Raw genomic sequence first — 17,354 nt, forward strand, 5'->3', positions numbered from 1 at the left:
CGAAGGCTTCACGGGTCGGCACGCGGAACTCGCGGCCCTGGACGCGGATCTCGCGGGCTGGTCCGGGGAATCGGTGCGGATCCGGGTGCTCAGCGGCGAAGCGGGCGTGGGCAAGACGGCGCTGGCGCTGCACTGGGCCCATCGCGTCCGCAGGGAGTTCCCGGACGGCCAGCTCTACGTCGACCTTGCCCGGATGGACCCGGCCTCGGCGCTGGCGGCGCTGCTGCGGTCGCTGGGGATCGACAAGGTTCCGGATCTGGTCGACGAGCGGGCGGCGCTGTTCCGGTCGGCGCTGGCAGACCGGAAGTGCCTGCTGTTGCTGGACAACGCCGCCGACGCGGACCAGGTGCGACCGTTGCTGCCGGGGCGGTCGGCGCTGGTGCTGGTGACGAGCCGGGTGAGGCTCACGGGCCTGGTCGCGCGTGACGGAGCCCGGGCGCTGCCGCTACATCCGCGCGTGCGGCGTGGCGGAAACGGTGTCGAACGGCAGCCGGAGCGCGGTCACGTTGCCCAGATCGGCGTTGTTCTGCCGCACCGAGTCCAGCTCCGCAGTCGACAGGGCCTTGCGGAAGATCCGGAACTCGTCGAGCGAACCGTTTAGCCAGCCTGTCCCGTCCGGCCGAGCCCCGAGCTGGAAACCGGTGGCGGTGAACGTATCGCCGTAGGTCAGCGATCCGGCCACACCGGACGCATTGGTCGTCGCGGCGTCCACGATGAGCGACAGCTGGTTTCCGCTGCGACGCAAGGCTACGTGGTGCCAACTGCCGTCCCGGAAGACGGTGTCGGGCGCCGCCACCGAGGCGATGCCGGCATCGGTCTGGAGGTACGCGTAGAGCCGATCCTGCGACGGTTGGGCCCGCAGCCACAGGCCCCGCTGGGTCGCGCCGACGCCACCGGCCCAGAAGATCACCTGATCGGCCGTGCCGGCGGTGTACCTGAGCCAGGTGGTGATCGTGAAGTCCTGGTCGCCGAGGTTCGTCGCCGCCGAGTACGGGATCTGCACGGTGTCGTCCACCCCGTCGAAGGTCAGCGCGCTGCCCGCCTTGCCGGTTCCCGGCGTTGCGCCGCCACGCACGTACGCGCCGCCGCAGTGGCTGGAGTAGTCCGGTGTGGACGGTCCGTCGGCCAGGCGGACCACGTCGTGCTTCTGGGTGTTCTGACTGTCGAACGACCACCAGATCGCCGGCAGCTCCGCCGGGTACGCGCCGGCCGCCTCGGCCGCGGTGAGCGCACGCGGGTAGAACCGGGCCTCGTCGATCGCGCCGGTGAACACGTCCGTCCCGTCCGGCTTCGAGCCCACCCGCAGGCCGAGCACGTCCGCCTTGCCGGCACTCACCGACCCCGTGAGCCCGGACGCCGTCGCCGACAGGGTGCCGACGCTCAGCCGGACCTGGCCGCCGATTCGGGTCAGAGCCAGGGCGTGCCAGGCGTTGTCGCCGAACGCCGTCGCCCCGGAGGCGTCGGGCAGCGCGACACTCACCTCGCCGGTGTCGGTCTGTACCCAGGCGTACAGTCGGTCCTGCGACGGCTGCGCGCGGACCCACACCGATCGCTGGCCGGCGGTCGCGCCGTACGCCCACACCAACGCCTGGTTGGGGCTGCTGGCGGTGGCCGAGTACTTGAACCAGGTGGTGATCGTGAAGTCGCCGCTGCCGACGTCCAGCCCCGGCACGAACGGCGTCTCCGCACCGGGATGCGCCGCGCTCACCTGCAGCGCGGTGGTGCCGGTGGCCCGGCCGGCGACGAGGGAACCCAGGCCGCCGAGGAGATTCGCGTCCGCGCAGTGCGCCGACAGGTCGTCCGACATCGCGACCGAGCCGCGGGCCGGCACCGTCGCGTCATCGATCACCTGGAACGCCAGGTGCGCGGTCTCCCTTCCACCGACGTTGAGATGGAAGTCGCCGATGGTGCCGTGGAACGGGTCGCCGGCGGCGGAGTCCAACTTCGCACCGAGACGAAGGCCGACCGGGCCAGCGCTGACCGAGCCCGTCACGCCGCTCGCGGTCGCGGCGGCGCCGTCCACGGTGAGCTTGATCTGGCCACCGGTTCTGGCCAGCGTCAGGTGATGCGTGACGTTGTTGCCGAACGCGACCGCCGACGAGGTGTCCTTGAGAGCCACCTGCGCCCCGGTGGCTCCCTGTACCCATGCGTACAGCTGGTCCTGCCCCGGCTGCGCGCGGAGCCAGACCTGCGGCACACCGGCGCCGACTCCGTACGCCCACAACAGCACCTGGTCAGCGCTGGTCGAGGTGGCGGTGTAGCGGAACGTCAGGTCGTAGGCGAAGTCGTCGGCGCCGGGGTCGACGGACCGGCTGTGCGGGATGTCCGCGTAGTCGCCGGCGCCGTCCAGGACCAGGCCGTTGTCGACGGTCGCGTTGCCAGCCGGGTAAGCGTCGTTCGCCTCGGGCGACGAGTCCGGTGTCGTCGGCGCCGCCGCTGTCGACGGCTGCCCCGACGGGTCGCCGACGAATGTGCCCGGCAGGCCGATCTCCGCCGGCGTGAACCGGTTGAACCGGATCTCGTCGGCGGAGAAGCTCACGCCGCCCTCGTAGAGCACGCCGATCTCGCCGTCGGCCAGCTCGGCGAGGTCCGAGTAGCCGGACCGGTCGTTGGTGATCAGCCCGTGCGCGGGCGTCGCCCAGCTGCCGCCGTTGTTGGTGGAGTAGCGGATCTGGAGGTGGGTGCGGTCGGTCGGGTCGGACGGCGCGGCGAAGATCAGCGTGTCGCCGGGCATGCTCTTGTACGTCTGGCGCAGCGCCAGCACCGCGCCCTGCACGTTCGGCGTGACCAGCGACGGCACCGTGGCGAAGACCGGGAAGGTGGTCCCGCCGTCCGCGCTCACCGCCGCCACCCGATGATCGCCCGTCGTGATCTCGTTGCGGCCGGCCGCGTACAGGCGCCCGTCGGCCAGCTCGGCGACGGAGATCTCCGCCGGACTGACCTCTCCGTCCACATAGGAGTTCGGCGCCTGGCTCGCCTGCCAGGAATCGCCGTGGTCGTCGCTGTACAGCACGCCGGCGTTCACCACGCCGCTCTTGGGCTTCTGGTGCGCGCCAACGACAAGCCGACCGTTGCGCAGCTGGACGCCGTGACCGGGTCCGGTCGCGAACCAGCCGTTGTTCGTGCCGTCGAACGTGGCCGGCAGCTGCGTGGCCGCCGACCAGGTCAGGCCGTCGTCGTCGCTGTGCTGGGCCCAGGGCAGCCGCTGCCCCGACACGCTCGCCTCGTTCGACGTGGACACCAGCATGATCCGCCCGGTGGTCTCGTCGACCACCGGCGACGGGTTTCCCCTGGTGAACGCCGCGAACGGATCGTCCTGCCGACCTGAGAGCACCACCCGGACCGGGCCCCAGGTGCGGCCGTCGTCGGTGGACCGGCGGACCACGGTGTCGATGTCGCCGCGGTCCGCGCAGGACGGCGACTTCCGGCCCTCCGCGAACGCGAGCAGACTGCCCCGCGTCGTCCTGATCAGTGCCGGGATACGGAAGCAGCCGTAACCGGCCGTGCCGGCCCGGAACAGCACCTGTTCCGTGCCCGCCACCGCCGATTGCGACGCGCTCACCCCGCTCGCCGCCGCATCCGGCGCCACCGCCAGCATCAGGACGAGCGCGACCACCAGACCTCGCACCATGCCGGCCATCGTCACCCGGCCCGGTTCGAAACCGCCTGCCTCCCGCTATAAATCCGGCTCACGAGCGGTTGGCCCAGCAGCAGGCCGACCAGCACCAGCACGATTCCGGCCACCTGCCGCCCGGTCAGGCTGTCGCCGGCGAGCAGCGTGCCGAGCAGCACGCCGGTGACGGGGTTGAGCAGTCCGACGAGCCCGACGCTGCCGGCGGGCAGATGCTTCAGCCCCGCGAACCACGCCGCGAAGGCGGCCGCCGTGGCCACCACCGTGACGTAGCCGAACCCGAGCAGCGCCTCGCCGCTGAGCGCCGGTGGCGCGCCTTCGACCAGGACCGCCGGCGGGATCAGCAGCAGGCCGCCCCAGGTCAGCTGCCACGACGTCGACGCCAACACGTCGACTTCGCCGGCCCACCGCTTGGCCAGGATGTATCCCACCGACGACAGCGTCATCGCGCCCACCGACGCCGCCACCCCGAGCAGGTCCACCCGCGCCGCCGCGGTCATCAGCATCAGACACGCCCCGCCGATCCCGATCACCGCGCCGACGAGCGCCCCGGACGTCGGCCGTTCGGCGTTGATCAGCCAGGCCAGCAGCATCAACACCACCGGCGACGTCGCCATGATCATTGACGCCAGGCTGGTCGGCAGCGCCTGCGCCGCCACGTAGATCAGCGTGAAGAACACGCTGGTGTTCAGCACGCCCAGCACCAGCGACTTCCACCACCACTGCCCACGCGGCCGCTTCCGGCCCACCGCCAGCAGCAACAGGCCCGCCGGCAGCGCCCGGAACACCGCCCCGTACAGCGGATATCCCGCCGGCAGGTGCTCGTGCGTGACGAAGTAGTTGGTCCCCCAGGCCACCGGCGCGATCGCCGTCACCAGGCTCCACCTCACGGTAGCTTCCATGGAAGCTACTTTATACCTTCCTTGGAAGCTATTGTGTGCCTGTGAGCGAGCCCATGGACCACGTAGCCCGCATCCAGGCCGAATGGCACCGCGAACGCCCCGACCTGGACGTGTCGCCGCAGGGCGTGATCGGCCGCCTGCACCGCGTCGGCGCGCTGCTGACCGACCAGCTCAACACCGTCTACCAGCGGTTCGGCCTGTCCGAGGGCGAGTTCGACGTGCTGGCCGCCCTCCGCCGCGCCGGCGAGCCCTTCGAACGCGCCCCCGGCGAGCTGGCCGCCTTCACCATGGTCACCACCGGCGCCATGACCAAGCGCCTGGACCGGCTCGAGGCCGCCGGCCTCCTCACCCGCCGCCCCAGCCAGTCCGACGGCCGCGCCCGCGTGGTGGCCCTCACGCCCGCCGGCCGCGCCCTCATCGACGAGGCCTTCACCGCCCACATGCGCAACGAACGGCGGCTGTTGGCGGACCTGTCCCCCGCCGAGGCGGAACAGTTGGAGGAACTGCTGACGACGTGGCTGGCCCGCCTGGAACCGCCGCGCTAGACCCTTGCCAGGCTCCCGACCCTCGTCACCACGAACACCGGCCGCCGGTGCACCCGGAAGCCCAGCGACTCGTACAGGCGGATCGCGCCCGTGTTGGTCTGGGTGGCGTGCAGGAAGGGGATCTCGCCGCGGGACTGGATGCCGGCGGCGACGGCGAGGACGAGGCGGGCGGCGAGTCCCTGGCCGCGGTGGTCGGGGTCGGTGCAGACGGCGCTGATCTCGGTGCAGCCGGGCGGGCGCATGCGCTCGCCGGCCATGGCGACGAGGGCTCCGCCGCGGCGAATGCCCAGGTAGGAGCCGAGTTCGATGGTGCGCGGGAGGAACGGGCCCGGGCGGGTCCGCTCGACGAGGTCGATCATCTCGGGCACGTCGGCGGGGCCGAGCGGGACGGCCTCGGCATCCTCGACGCCCGCGACACCGTCGTCGACCAGCTGCACGGCCGGGAACTCGGCGACGACCTCCCAGTCCGCCGGCGGCGTGACGACACCCGCGGTGATGGTGACTTCGGCGCCGGGACCGGCGAACTCGGCCAGGTCACGCCACGCGGCCTCGTCGGGCTGGTCCGGCAGCGCCAGGAACGGCGCCACGTCGGCGGGGTAGCGCACGACCCGGCCGTGCCGCTCGGTGAAGCGGGCATGCGGCCCGCTCAACGACGTCAGGACCGGGTTGTCGAGCACCGAGAGGGAGTCGGTCATACATACGATCATCCCCAACCGGCGTCGGTGAGTTCTCGGCCGTCCACGGAGTGGACATCCCGGGCGTCGAGGTGGGTCCGCCGCCTGGCCGAGGCGATCTCACGGTGAGGTCCGCCGGTGGGCCCGCACGGCAATCCGCAGCAGGTCCTCGGCCGCGCCGACCAAGCGACGTCCCTTGGGCCACACCGCCCGCAGCCTGCGGTGCAGGTCCACGCCGGCCACCGGGATCTCCACCATGCGCCCCTCGGCGAGGTCGTCCCGCACGGTCACGGCGCTGAGCACCGCCGGTCCGGCGCCGGCGACGACCGCGCTGCGCATGGCGGCGTTGGCGTCCAACACCATCAGCGGCTTCGCCGGTTCGAGGCCGTCCAGCAGCCGGTCGACGGTCTCCCGTGTCCCCGATCCCGGTTCGCGCACGATCAACCGCGTTCGGGCCAGCTCGGCGAGGTCCACCGGCTGCCGCCGGCGGGCCCAGGGATGGTGCGGGGCAACGACTACGGCCAGCCGGTCGGCGGCGACCTGGCGTGAGCTCAGGCTGCGCGGCACCGTCGGCGCCTCGATGAATCCCAACCCGATCCGGCCGCCGGCGGCCAGCGCCGCCACCTGCTCGGAGTTGGTGACCTTGAGGCTGACGTAGACCTCGGGCGATTGCCGTTGCAGGGCGCCGATCCACCGCGGCACGAAGTGCTCGGCCAACGTCATGCTCGACGCGAGGGTCAGGTCGTTGGCCTGCTCCGCGCGCAGGGCGGCGACGCCGACCATCAGGGCGTCGACCTCGGCCAGCACCCGGCCCGCCCACTGGCAGACCGCCTTGCCCTCCACGGTGAGCGCGGAACCGCGGCTGCCGCGGTCCACCAGCGGCAACCCCAGTCGCCGCTCCAGCATCGCCAGCCGCTTGCTCGCCGCCGGCTGGCTGACGCCCATCCGCTCGGCGGCGCGGCCGAGGCTGCCCAGCTCGGCCACCAACGTCAGCAGCCGCAGGCTCTCCAGGTCGGGCTCGGTCATAACCGCAGTTTATGACCGGTTGCCGAATCGACGGGTACCGGCCGGCCGCCGGCGCGGCCACGATCGGCGCAGGCCGAACCACCCGAGGAGTCACCCCATGTCGCACCACCTGGATTCGCCGATCGCCCGCCAGGACGTCCGGTTGGACATCTCCGACGTCTACCTGTTCCGCGGCGAGCGGGGCACCGTGTTCGTGATGAACGTCGGCCATTCCCTGGCGGGTCAGGACGTGCGGGGCTTCCACCCGGAGGCGATGTACGAGTTGAAGATCGACGGCGACGGCGACGCCGTGGAGGACGTGACCTATCGCGTCACCTTCGACTCCGACCAGCGCCTTCAACTACGTCGCATCACCGGCGCCGCCGCACCCGACCCACACGCCGCCGGCACCCTGCTCGCCGAAGGCGCCATCGAGTCCACAGTAGACGCCGACGAAGGCGTGCGACTGTGGACCGGGAAGGCCGGCGACCCGTTCTGGATCGAGCCGGACGTCCTGCACGCCGTCGGCCACGCCTTCCAGGACGGCACCCGCATCGACCTGTCCGGCTGGGATCCCGCCAACGCCACCAATCTCTTCGCCGGGCACACCGTGTACTCCATCGTCCTGGAGCTTCCCGACCCCGTCCTGCTGCCGGTCGGCTCCCGCATCGGCTTCTGGGGCCTCACCAGCCTCGCCACCGACGCCGGCGGCTGGCGCCGGATCAACCGCGCCGGGCTGCCGATGATGCATCCGCTGTTCACCCAGTTCAACGAGGATCTGGGCAACCGCCTCAACGACGGCCGCCCCGCCGACGACCCGCAGACGTACGGCAAGGCCCTCGTGGACATGGTCGCCGGCGTCGTCGCCGCCAACGGCACCGCCCAGGATCCCCGCGCCTACGCCGAAACCGTGGTCTCGCGGCTGCTGCCCAACCTGCTCCCGTACACCGTCGGCACCCCCGCCACGTTCGGCTTCGCCGGCTGGAACGGCCGCTCCCTCACCGACAACGCCCCGGACGTGATGTTCTCCCTCGCCAGCAACTCCCCGGTGAGCCTGGGCATCGGCCGGGAGTCCGTCACCGCCGAGCCCTCGGACATCTGGCCCTACGTGCCGCGCTAGCGGGTGAAGCCGCCGAGGTGCTCGGGCAGGACCGTGATCGGCACGTCCGGGCCCACGGATTCCCTCAGCGTGTCGAGGATCCACTGCGTCGGCTGGCCGTAGATGCGGATGTCGGTGGTGCCCTCCAGGGTTTCCCGGTACGACCGGTCCGATTTCTCGGCCAGCACGCGCAGGTGGTTCTCGAAGGAGTCGACATCGGGGTGGACCTGGACGTACTCCACCTCGGTGCCGTCGGCACCGCGGTACTCGTGGAAGGCGAGCAGGCGGGGCTCGTTGTCCCGAATGAACTGGACCCAGCCGGGCACGCGGCGGCGCTCGTCGTCGAGCTTGCCGTCACGCACCTTGTTGCCGGCGATGAAGATTAACGGTCCGGACATGTCGACCTTCCTGGTTATGGGTCCACTGGACCCTTACCGAGCCACGATAGCAGTCCAGTGGACACGTAACAAGGCGTCCCCCGATCGGTTGACGACGTGTCCGTCCTACTCGGACACCGCAGCCGCCGTCGCCGGCGGGCGACGGCGGCGGCGAGGTTGCCGCACCGGCAGGTCGGTGTCGCCAGGGACCTACGACTCTGGCCGGAAGTGCCCTGGACCGCCCGGGGCCGGGGGTGGTAACGCCGCGATCCGTCGCAGCGACTTCACGCGCAACTCTTATCCACAGTGGAGGTTGCGTGACATCCGTTGCCGTCATCGGAGCCGGGCCGTACGGGTTGTCGATCGCCGCGTACCTGCGCGACTACGGTGTGAACACACGTGTTTTCGGTATCCCGTTGGACACGTGGCGTAGCCACATGCCCGCCGGGATGCTGCTCAAGTCCGACGGGTTCGCCTCGAACGTGTACGGCCCCAAGGCGGTCGGCACGCTCGCGGACTACTGCCATGAGCGCGGAATCCCTTACCACGACACGGACATCCCGGTTCCGCTCCAGGTGTTCAGCGACTACGCCATCGACTTCCAGCGTCGGTTCGTGCCCGATCTCGAGGAAGTTCTGGTCACCGGCCTGACACGCAACGGAGCCGGTTTCCGGCTGAAGTTGACGGACGGTCAAGAGGTGCTCGCGGACCGTGTGGTGTGCGCGGTCGGCATCAGCCACTTCGCCGCCCTGCCGGCGAAACTCGCATGCCTGCCACCGGAACTGGTCAGCCACAGTTTCGACCACCACGACCTGACCAGGTTCGCCGGACGCCACGTCACGGTGGTCGGTGCGGGCTCGTCGGCGGTGGACACCGCGGTGCTGCTCAGCGATTCCGGCGCCACGGTGTCGCTCGTGGCCCGCAGCAACGCCGTGAAGTTCGGCGGAAAGCCCGAACCTCGCGGCACATGGGAGATGCTGCGCAGCCCATCGTCCGGGGTCGGCCCCGGGCTGCGGAACTGGCTGTGCGAGGCGATGCCGTCACTGTTCCGCTTCCTGCCCGGGGACCTGCGGCTGCGGCTGATCCGCACCCACCTCGGCCCGAAGTCCCCGTGGCACATGAAGGCCCGCTTCGACGCCAACGTCAGCACCCACCTCGGCCGGGACATCGTCGGCGCGCGCGAAGTCGACGGCCGGGTGGAGCTGGACCTCGGCGGGCAGACCCTGACGACCGACCACGTCGTGGCAGCGACCGGTTACTACCCGGACCTGTCACGGCTGGAGTTCCTCGACGACGGCCTGCGGCGTGCGGTCCGCACCCACGCACGAATGCCGATGGTGTCCCGGTGGTTCGAGAGTTCGGTGGCCGGCCTGTACTTCGTCGGCCCGGCCGCGGTCGACACGTTCGGCCCGCTGATGCGATTCATGGTGGGCGCGGAGTACGTGGCGCCGCGGATCGCCCACCACCTGGCCCAGCGGACCGGCTCCCAGGCCGCCTTCACCCGAGCGCGGCGCAGACGGTGGTTGGTCCGTTGATCGTCTACAAGGCGGGTGGGGTGCGGATCGACCTCGTGCGCGCGGGCTCGGCGGGCACGCTCGTGCTCGTGCCGGGCCTGGAGGGCGATCCCGACGAGCTGGCCGGCGTGATCGCCGGCTACACCGGTCCGGAGTCCGTCTACTGCGCCGCGCCGATGCTGGTCGACGACGACGGCGAGGCCATCGAGACGGTCGAGCGGATGGCCGAGCTGATGGTCGCCGCCCTCGACGAGGTGCTGGGCGGCTCCTACGATCTCGGCGGCTACTCGTTCGGTGGGCTGATCGCATGGGAGATGGCCCAGCGGCTCAAGGCCGATGGCCGAGCCCCGGCCCACGTGTTCCTGATCGAGGCGATCTACGACGAGCGGTTCTGGAGCCGCCGGCTGTGGCTGACCGCGATGCGGCGGCGGGGATTGAACCAGCTGGCGCGGATCTCGCAGTTGCCGCCGCGGCAGGCCGCCGCCGAGTTCGGCCGGCGCGGGCAGCGGCTGTTGCGGCGTTTCGCGCGGCGGTCCTCCGGCGGCGACGCGACCTCCGTGTCCTCCGGTGAAACGGACGCCGGCCGCCGCGCATATCGGGCGATGCCCCGGTACCGGCCCGCGTACTACGACGGCGCGGTGACAGTCCTCGCCGCGACCGACAACCGGCATTTCGGTTGTGACACCGCCGAATGCTGGCAGGGCCTGGCCCGTGAGACGCGCGTGCGGCGGGTGGTCGGCGATCACCTCACGATCGTCGGCGAACCGGACGCGGCGGCCGCGGTCGCCGACGGCATCGGGCGCGACCTGAACAGGGCCTCCGGTGTGCGGCCTTCGCCGGGCTACGAGCGGGTGCTGATCGTGTCGACCATGCGGTGGTTCTCGGCCGCGCGGCTGGCCGACGCGATGATCGAGTCCGGGTTCACGGTGTCCGTCTGCCATCCCTCCGGGCATCCGCTCGAAGTTGTCGACGGACTGGCCGGCGATCATCAGCTGCACAAGTGGATGCCGCTGCGCTCGATCGCGCGGGCGATGCGGGCGGCGAAACCGGACCTCGTCATGTGCGACGACGAACGGTCGCTGGTTCTGTTGCGGCGCTTGCACACTCGGCAGCCCCACGACGAAGTGCTGGCCCGGTCGCTCGGTGAGTGGACGCGGATGATCTCCCGTGCGGGCGTCGCGGAGATCGCCCGCGACGCCGGAGTCGACGTGCCGGAAACCGCCGTGGTCACCGATCCGTCGGCGCTGCGGAGTTGGACGCCGCCCGTGGTGCTCAAGACCGACGGCAGTTCCGGTGGTCGTGGAGTCGCGGTCGTGGCCGAGCCGGCGTCGCTGGAGCGGGCCTGGCGCGACATCTCCCGACCGCCGGCGCCGCATGTGGCCGTGAAACGGGCGCTGGTGAACCGGGAGCTGCATTCCCTCACCGCGACCGTGTTGCGCCGCCGCCCCACAGTGAACGTGCAGCAGTTCCGCGCCGGCACCGACGCCATCGCCACCGTCGCGTGCCGTGACGGCGAGGTGATTGCGTTGGTGTGCCTGGAGGTTGTTCTCGCGGAAGAGGTGCGCGGGCCGTCGGCCGTGGTGCGGGTCATCGATCACGCCGGCATGGCCGAGGCCGCCCGGCGGATCGTGCGGCGGTTCCGGCTCAGCGGCTTCTGCGGCCTCGACTTCGTCGTCGACGCGGCCGGCACCGCCTGGTTCGTCGAGCTCAACGCCCGTGTCACCCCCACCTGTCACCTGCTGTTCGACGCACCGCGCCCGCTCGGCCAGGTCCTCGCCCTGTTCCCGTACGAGCACGGTTCGCCGGCCTACGCCGACTGCGTCGACGTTCCGGTCCGTGCCCCACGACTGGCCGAGCGTGGCCAGAAACTCCTGGCCCGGCAACAACATCCCATCCTCAGGCGGGTTCGCGGGTGGACCAGCCGCCCCCGACCCGAACTGCCCGCCTAGAACCTCTGTCCCATCACTCCGGATCGTGCAGGCCGACGGTGACGCCGGCGGCCAGCACCCCGGCGTTGGGCAGCAACAGGGTGCCGTTCTCGGCCGCCAGCGTCACGTAGGTCAGCCCCAGGGCCCGCACCCGGCCGGTGAACGGCCCGTTCAGCGCGCCGGAGCGCACCTCGATGGTGTCGCCGACCCGAAAGGGTCGCACCATCAGGATCATCAGGCCGGCGAACACGTTGCCGAGGGTCTGCTGGGCGGCGATACCGACGACGACACCGGTCAACGCGCCGCCGACCACCAACTGCTGCAGCGGAATCGCCAGCACGCTCAGCGCGGTCAGCACGACGACGCAGTAGCCGGCGGCCGAGATCACCACGGCCAGGATCGACCCCGCGGAGCCCAGGCCCCGACGGCGGAACCGGGCATCGACGACACCGGCGATCCGCCTGGTGGCGAGCACGCCGGTGATCACGAACAGCAGCGCGCCGACGAGCGAGATCGCCTTCTGCACGGCGCGGTCGTGGATCGGGATCAACCCCGCGTCGGGGGCGTTCACCACGATCAGGCAGACAACGGAAAGCACCACCCAGAGCAGTGGCCGGCGCAGTCGGACAGCTTTCTCCTCCGTTCCGGTCATGATGTTCGCCTACCCGGGTGACCCCGGGGCGCAAACACTCAGGACGCCTTGCGACTCGCCCGCTTCACCGCCGACGCCAGCTCGTCGCGCTTCATCTTGGACCGCCCCTTGATGCCGAGCTCCCGGGCGGCCTGGTCCAGCTCGGACTTGCTGGCCCCGGAAACGTCCACTCGGGACGGTTTCGACGGGCCCTTGCCCCGTCGCCCGCTGTTCGCCCCGCGCCGCCCGCTGTTCTCCACGCTGCGACGCAGCGCCTCCAGCAGGTCCGTGGTCTCGGTCGGCTCCGGCGGCTCGGCCTCGACGACGATCTCCCGGCCCTTGCGTTTGTCCTCGATGAGCTTGTGCACCTTGCGGGTGTAGGTGTCACGGAAGTCACGCGGCCGCCACGGCATCGCCATGGATTCGATCAACTGCGTCGCCATCTTGAGCTCGTTGGCGTGCGGACGGTTGCCGCTGGGCAGCGTGTCGAGCATCTTGTGCGGGTCACGGATCTCGTCGGCGTAGTACAGCGTGTCCAGCGCCAGCACGCCGTCGTCGGCGCGGATGTCGGTGAGATATTGCTTACCCCGCATGACGAACGAGGCGATGCCGACCCGGTTGGTCTTGTCCAGCGCCTCGGTCAGCAGCGCGTACGGCCGGCCGTACTCCTCCTTGGCCGGCGCGAGCCAGTACGTCTTCTGGAAGTGGATCGGGTCGATCTCGTCCAGGTCGACGAAGCCGGTGATCTCGATGGACTTGGACCGGCCCGGCGCGATCGCCGCCAGCTCGTCCGGCTCGACCAGCACGTACTCGCCGTCGCCGACCTCGTGCCCGCGCACGATGTCGGCGTACTCGACCTCCTTGCCGGTCCGCTCGTTGACGCGCTGGTAGCGGATCCGGTCGGAGGTGCCGCGCTCGAACTGGTTGAAGTGGACGGTGTGGTCCTCGGTGGCGCTGAACAGGGCGACCGGGATCGTCACCAGCCCGAAGCTGATGGAGCCGCTCCAGATCGACCGGGCCATCACGCGCCTCCGCTGCGGGCCCGTCGCATCGCGTCCTCCACGCTGGCCCGGATCCGCTGCCAGTCGTCGGCGATCTCGCCGTGCTGGGGCTCCAGCGACAGCAGCGTCTCCACCAGCCGGCCGACCACGTCGGGGTGACCGAGCGGCACCGGCTTCGGAACCCGCACGGCCGGGTCGTCCTCGTTGCTGACGAACGTCCGCACGATCACGCGCTGTTCGGCCAGCTCACGCCGCAGCCCCTCGACCTCCGGCGGCGGATCCACCAGAACCACCGACTGCACCTGCCCCGGGTGTCGCGCGGCCAGGCGCAGCACCGCTTCCGCGGCCGGGCCACTGGTCACGAGGTGCACCGCGCCCTCATTGGGCAGCCGGCGCTCGACGTCGTCGACATCGGCCAGCCGCTGCCAGCCGATGCGCAGGTGGTCGGCGAGCGGCCGCCAGGTCGCCGGCAGCCCGCCGTGCTTGGCCTCGCCACCCGGGTCGAGCACCAGCAGCGTGGGCGCGTCCGGCGGACCGTGCCAGACCAGCGCCGGGCCGTCCGTCCGCACATCGCCGTTGATGTCCCGCACGATCCCTCCTCCTCACATCTGGGCCGACGCGAATTCCCGCACCAGTGCCTCGCAGAACGCCGGCAGGTCGTCCGGGTTGCGGCTGGTGACCAGGCCGCCGTCGATGACGACCTCCTTGTCCACCACCGTGCCGCCGGCGTTGCGGATGTCCGTGCGCACGCTCGGGTACGAGGTCAGCGTCCGGCCGCGCACCACGTCGGCCTCCACCAGCAGCCACGGGCCGTGGCAGATCGCCGCGACCGGCTTGCCCGCCTCGAAGAAGTCCTGCACCAGGGACACCGCCCGGTCGTTCTGCCGCAGCTTGTCCGGGTTGGTGGTGCCGCCGGGCAGGATCAGCGCGTCGAAGTCGTCCACAGTGGCCGAGTCCACGGTCAGGTCGACCGCGAACGTGTCGGCCTCGTTGACGTCCGCGTTCATCGCCTGGATCTCGCCGTCCTTGATCGACACCAGCTTGGTGGTGCCGCCCGCGGCCTTCACCGCGGCGATCGGCTCGGTCAGTTCCACCTGCTCGACGCCGTCGGTGGCGAGAACAGCGACCGTGCGGCCGCGCAACTGCTCGGACATCACTGCCTCTCTCGTGTTGCCGTACAGATCGGGCTCCTCCTCGGCGAGCCGCTCGTCCAGCGTCTCCCCCTCGCGCTCCTCGCGCGGCGTGACGCCGTGCCGGTTCACGCCCGCCCAGCCCTCGGGCGGCTCGATACCGTCCTCCAGCGGGTCGGTGCCCAGCTCGTCCTCGTCGAGCTGCTCGCTGGTGGTCAGGTCGGGATCAGGTGGGCTCGTCATGACCATCGGGTACCCCGTCAGCGGTGCTCAAACTCGCGCGCGATCCGACGTTGAGCGCGGCCGCGCGCGGGTAGCCCCCTTCATATGAGCGAGACGAGAGTGCGCCGGCGGGTCGACGTGGGTCGGGCGATCCTCGTCGCCGAGGGGATCCTGCTGCTCCTGCTCGGCCTCGCGGCCCTGATGACCGGCAACGGCACGGTGGTGGGGTTCCAGGTGAACCAGCCCCACGGCATCGCGCTGGCCGTGACCGGTTTCGTCGCGCTGGTCGTGGCGGCGACGCGCCGGCTGGTGCTGCCGTTCGCCGTGCTGCAGTTCCTGGTCTACGGCGCCGCGTACCTGTACGGATCGAACATCCAGGGGCAGCACACCGGCGACATGTGGCAGTTCAACCAGGCGGACTCCTGGCTGCACCTCGGGTTGGCCGTCGTCGCGCTGGTCATCGGGTTCGCGGTGGCCGCGGCGCGCGGGGCCCGCCAGCGCCACGCCAAGTGACGAGATGAGGACTTCTTCCATGGTTGACAACAACTTCCGGCGCGAGCTGGGCCAGCAGCTGCGGGTCGACTCCGTGCGCGCGGCCTGGCACGCCGGGTCCGGGCACCCGACGTCGTCGATGTCGGCCGCCGACCTGATGGCCGTGCTGCTTGACGGGCACCTGCGGCTGGACTACGACAACCCGCACGCGCCGCACAACGACCACCTGATCTTCTCCAAGGGGCACGCGTCGCCGCTGTACTACAGCATGCTCAAGGCGGCGGGTGCGATCGACGACGCGGAATTCGCCACGTACCGGCAGTTCGGCAGCCGTCTCGAGGGCCACCCGACGCCGCGGATCCCGCCGACCGACGTCGCCACCGGCTCCCTCGGGCAGGGCCTGCCGGTCGGCGTCGGCATCGCCCTGGCCGGGAAACGGCTGGATCGGCTGCCGTACCGGGTGTGGGTGCTGTGCGGCGACTCGGAGATGGCCGAGGGATCCATGTGGGAGGCGTTCGAGCACGCCGCCCACTACGGATTGGACAACCTGACCGCGATCGTCGACGTGAACCGGCTCGGGCAGACCACCGAGACCATGCTGGGCTGGGACGTCGAGACGTACGCCGCGCGGGCGCGGGCCTTCGGCTGGCACGCCATCACCCTGGACGGGCACGACGTCGACGCCATCGACGCCGCCTACGCCGCGGCCGAGTCGACCACCGACCGGCCGACGGTGCTGTTCGCGAAGACCAAGAAGGGCAAGGGCGTCAAGGCCGTCGAGGACCTTCCCGGCAAGCACGGCAAGCCGTTGGACGACCCCGAGGCCGCCATCGCCGAGCTCGGCGGGGTTCGCGACCTCAGCGTTTCCGTGGCCAAGCCGGACACTTCGCCTTCCGTGCACGAGTTCTCCGTCGACGGCGGCTCGCTTCCCGTGTGGGAGACCGGGGATCACGTCGCCACCCGGCTCGCCTACGGCCAGGCGCTGGCCGCCCTCGGCTCGATGCGCGGCGACGTGGTCGCCTTGGACGGCGAGGTGTCGAATTCCACGCACAGCGAGGAGTTCGCTCACGCCCATCCCGACCGCTACCTGGAGATGTACATCGCCGAGCAGCAGATGATCGCCGCCGCGGTCGGCGTGCAGGCCCGCGGCTGGGTTCCCTTCGCCTCCACCTTCGCGGCGTTCTTCTCCCGGGCCTACGACTTCATCCGCATGGCCGCGATTTCCTCCGCCGACCTGCGGCTGTCCGGTTCCCACGCCGGCGTCTCCATCGGCGCCGACGGCCCGTCCCAGATGGCGTTGGAGGACATGGCGTCGCTGCGGGCCGTCCACGGCAGCGCCGTGCTGCATCCTTCCGACGCCAACCAGACCGCGAAGCTGGTCGGTGAGATGGCTTCCCGCAAGGGCATCACCTACCTGCGTACCCTGCGCGGCAAGACCCTCGTCCGCACCACTCCCGACGAGGACGTCCACATCGGCGGTAGCCGTACTGTACGGTCCAGTTCAGACGATCGGGTGACCCTGGTCGGCTGCGGCGTCACCGTGGACGAAGCCGACAAGGCCGCCGAACTCCTGGCCGCCGAGGGCATCCAGGCCCGGGTGATCGACTGCTACTCCGTGAAGCCCATCGACGCCAGCGTGTTGACTACCGCCGCCGGCGACACGCACGCCCTGGTCGTCGCCGAGGACCACTGGCCCGAGGGCGGTCTGGGTGATGCTGTGCTGGAGGCGTTGGCCGGCTTCGAGGAGCCCGTCGTCGTGCGGAAGCTCGCTGTGCGGGACATGCCCACGTCGGGAACGCCGGAGGAGCTGCTCCGGGCCGCCGGCATCGACGCCGAGGGCATCGCCGCAGCAGCCCGCGAGATGCTGGCTTCGCGACGGGCCGCTGTGGGTTAGCAGCGATCGGTCAAGACCGCCCGGCATCCGTTTTTCGTGGGGGTGTTTCCTGATACGTCAGGACGCGTGGATTTTGTGTGGAGCCTCTGGACGATGGCCTACGAGGGGCAATTCCGGGGCAGGCTCCGCCTGCCCCTCGCGCGGAGAGCTTAGGCCATCGTCCACCTCCACACAAAATCCACGCTTGGGTGTTCGGTGTCGATGGCGGGGTGGCGGCCGGCGCGATTATGCATGAAACCCTACGGTGCGCCGACTATGCATAAAAGCCCAGGGTGCGCCGATTATCCATGAAACAATCACCCGTTAGTG

15 protein-coding genes are annotated in these 17,354 nt (G+C 70.8%); 6 read left to right on the forward strand and 9 right to left on the reverse strand.

Going from position 1 to position 17,354, the window contains the following annotated elements:
* Nucleotides 1–445: 445 nt before the first annotated feature.
* On the reverse strand, nucleotides 446–3,631 hold the full coding sequence (locus BJ998_RS48260; protein ID WP_246490006.1) for a LamG-like jellyroll fold domain-containing protein: 3,186 nt from the start codon (nucleotides 3,629–3,631) through the stop codon (nucleotides 446–448).
* An 11-nt stretch (nucleotides 3,632–3,642) separates the two neighbouring features.
* The gene (locus BJ998_RS41885) at nucleotides 3,643–4,533 is read right to left on the reverse strand and encodes a DMT family transporter (RefSeq protein ID WP_184869678.1); all 891 of its coding nucleotides are present in this window, start codon (nucleotides 4,531–4,533) and stop codon (nucleotides 3,643–3,645) included.
* 41 nt (nucleotides 4,534–4,574) lie between these two features.
* Here BJ998_RS41885 and BJ998_RS41890 point away from each other — a divergent pair, with 41 nt between their 5' ends.
* A complete protein-coding gene (locus BJ998_RS41890; protein WP_312890645.1) occupies nucleotides 4,575–5,078 on the forward strand; it encodes a MarR family winged helix-turn-helix transcriptional regulator in 504 nt (167 codons plus the stop codon).
* Here BJ998_RS41890 and BJ998_RS41895 read toward each other — a convergent pair.
* Nucleotides 5,075–5,773: a GNAT family N-acetyltransferase gene (locus BJ998_RS41895; protein ID WP_184869679.1), complete on the reverse strand. Its 699-nt coding sequence runs from the start codon at nucleotides 5,771–5,773 to the stop codon at nucleotides 5,075–5,077. The genes BJ998_RS41890 and BJ998_RS41895 overlap by 4 nt on opposite strands.
* A gap of 99 nt (nucleotides 5,774–5,872) precedes the next feature.
* Complete coding sequence (locus BJ998_RS41900) at nucleotides 5,873–6,778, reverse strand: LysR family transcriptional regulator (protein ID WP_184869680.1); 906 nt, start codon at nucleotides 6,776–6,778, stop codon at nucleotides 5,873–5,875.
* Between the two features lie 97 nt (nucleotides 6,779–6,875).
* Between BJ998_RS41900 and BJ998_RS41905 the strand changes: the two genes are divergently transcribed.
* Nucleotides 6,876–7,877, forward strand: a complete 1,002-nt coding sequence (locus tag BJ998_RS41905; RefSeq protein WP_184869681.1) for a DUF4331 family protein — start codon at nucleotides 6,876–6,878, stop codon at nucleotides 7,875–7,877.
* Here BJ998_RS41905 and BJ998_RS41910 read toward each other — a convergent pair.
* Entirely contained in the window at nucleotides 7,874–8,254 is a 381-nt protein-coding gene (locus BJ998_RS41910) for a hypothetical protein (RefSeq protein WP_184869682.1), read from the reverse strand. The two genes, BJ998_RS41905 and BJ998_RS41910, sit on opposite strands and share 4 nt — an antisense overlap.
* Nucleotides 8,255–8,550: 296 nt before the next feature.
* Between BJ998_RS41910 and BJ998_RS41915 the strand changes: the two genes are divergently transcribed.
* Together BJ998_RS41915 and BJ998_RS41920 are read left to right on the forward strand one after the other, a co-directional pair.
* Nucleotides 8,551–9,768, forward strand: coding sequence for an NAD(P)-binding domain-containing protein (locus BJ998_RS41915; RefSeq protein WP_184869683.1), 1,218 nt, complete (start codon nucleotides 8,551–8,553; stop codon nucleotides 9,766–9,768).
* A complete protein-coding gene (locus BJ998_RS41920) occupies nucleotides 9,765–11,696 on the forward strand; it encodes a thioesterase domain-containing protein (RefSeq protein ID WP_184869684.1) in 1,932 nt (643 codons plus the stop codon). Before BJ998_RS41915 ends, BJ998_RS41920 begins: the two co-directional genes overlap by 4 nt.
* Nucleotides 11,697–11,709: 13 nt before the next feature.
* On the opposite strand, the gene BJ998_RS41925 is transcribed toward BJ998_RS41920, so the two are convergent.
* Genes BJ998_RS41925 through BJ998_RS41940 form a run of 4 tightly spaced genes read right to left on the reverse strand, consistent with a single transcriptional unit; the run spans nucleotide 11,710 to nucleotide 14,461 of the window.
* Nucleotides 11,710–12,327 carry a mechanosensitive ion channel domain-containing protein gene (locus BJ998_RS41925; RefSeq protein WP_184869685.1) on the reverse strand — a complete coding sequence of 206 codons (618 nt, stop codon included), beginning with the start codon at nucleotides 12,325–12,327 and terminating at the stop codon, nucleotides 11,710–11,712.
* 38 nt (nucleotides 12,328–12,365) lie between these two features.
* A complete protein-coding gene (gene ku, locus BJ998_RS41930) occupies nucleotides 12,366–13,328 on the reverse strand; it encodes a non-homologous end joining protein Ku (RefSeq protein WP_184869686.1) in 963 nt (320 codons plus the stop codon).
* Nucleotides 13,328–13,897, reverse strand: coding sequence for a hypothetical protein (locus BJ998_RS41935; protein WP_184869687.1), 570 nt, complete (start codon nucleotides 13,895–13,897; stop codon nucleotides 13,328–13,330). Before BJ998_RS41935 ends, ku begins: the two co-directional genes overlap by 1 nt.
* A 12-nt stretch (nucleotides 13,898–13,909) precedes the next feature.
* A complete protein-coding gene (locus tag BJ998_RS41940; RefSeq protein WP_184869792.1) occupies nucleotides 13,910–14,461 on the reverse strand; it encodes a type 1 glutamine amidotransferase domain-containing protein in 552 nt (183 codons plus the stop codon).
* A gap of 303 nt (nucleotides 14,462–14,764) precedes the next feature.
* Here BJ998_RS41940 and BJ998_RS41945 point away from each other — a divergent pair, with 303 nt between their 5' ends.
* Nucleotides 14,765–15,172: a DUF4383 domain-containing protein gene (locus tag BJ998_RS41945; RefSeq protein ID WP_184869688.1), complete on the forward strand. Its 408-nt coding sequence runs from the start codon at nucleotides 14,765–14,767 to the stop codon at nucleotides 15,170–15,172.
* A gap of 19 nt (nucleotides 15,173–15,191) precedes the next feature.
* The gene (locus BJ998_RS41950; protein WP_184869689.1) at nucleotides 15,192–17,045 is read left to right on the forward strand and encodes a transketolase; all 1,854 of its coding nucleotides are present in this window, start codon (nucleotides 15,192–15,194) and stop codon (nucleotides 17,043–17,045) included.
* Nucleotides 17,046–17,354 lie beyond the last annotated feature (309 nt).

The sequence above is a fragment of the Kutzneria kofuensis genome (genome assembly GCF_014203355.1).
In the GTDB taxonomy this organism is placed as follows: Bacteria; Actinomycetota; Actinomycetes; order Mycobacteriales; family Pseudonocardiaceae; genus Kutzneria; species Kutzneria kofuensis.

Excerpts from the sequence above, each read along its gene's own strand:
- BJ998_RS48260 (WP_246490006.1), bottom strand. The coding sequence starts at position 3,631 with ATGGTGCGAGGTCTGGTGGTCGCGCTCGTCCTGATGCTGGCGGTGGCG.
- BJ998_RS41885 (WP_184869678.1), bottom strand. The coding sequence starts at position 4,533 with ATGGAAGCTACCGTGAGGTGGAGCCTGGTGACGGCGATCGCGCCGGTG.
- BJ998_RS41895 (WP_184869679.1), bottom strand. The coding sequence starts at position 5,773 with ATGACCGACTCCCTCTCGGTGCTCGACAACCCGGTCCTGACGTCGTTG.
- BJ998_RS41900 (WP_184869680.1), bottom strand. The coding sequence starts at position 6,778 with ATGACCGAGCCCGACCTGGAGAGCCTGCGGCTGCTGACGTTGGTGGCC.
- BJ998_RS41905 (WP_184869681.1), top strand. The coding sequence starts at position 6,876 with ATGTCGCACCACCTGGATTCGCCGATCGCCCGCCAGGACGTCCGGTTG.
- BJ998_RS41910 (WP_184869682.1), bottom strand. The coding sequence starts at position 8,254 with ATGTCCGGACCGTTAATCTTCATCGCCGGCAACAAGGTGCGTGACGGC.
- BJ998_RS41925 (WP_184869685.1), bottom strand. The coding sequence starts at position 12,327 with ATGACCGGAACGGAGGAGAAAGCTGTCCGACTGCGCCGGCCACTGCTC.
- ku (WP_184869686.1), bottom strand. The coding sequence starts at position 13,328 with ATGGCCCGGTCGATCTGGAGCGGCTCCATCAGCTTCGGGCTGGTGACG.
- BJ998_RS41940 (WP_184869792.1), bottom strand. The coding sequence starts at position 14,461 with ATGTCCGAGCAGTTGCGCGGCCGCACGGTCGCTGTTCTCGCCACCGAC.
- BJ998_RS41945 (WP_184869688.1), top strand. The coding sequence starts at position 14,765 with ATGAGCGAGACGAGAGTGCGCCGGCGGGTCGACGTGGGTCGGGCGATC.
- BJ998_RS41950 (WP_184869689.1), top strand. The coding sequence starts at position 15,192 with ATGGTTGACAACAACTTCCGGCGCGAGCTGGGCCAGCAGCTGCGGGTC.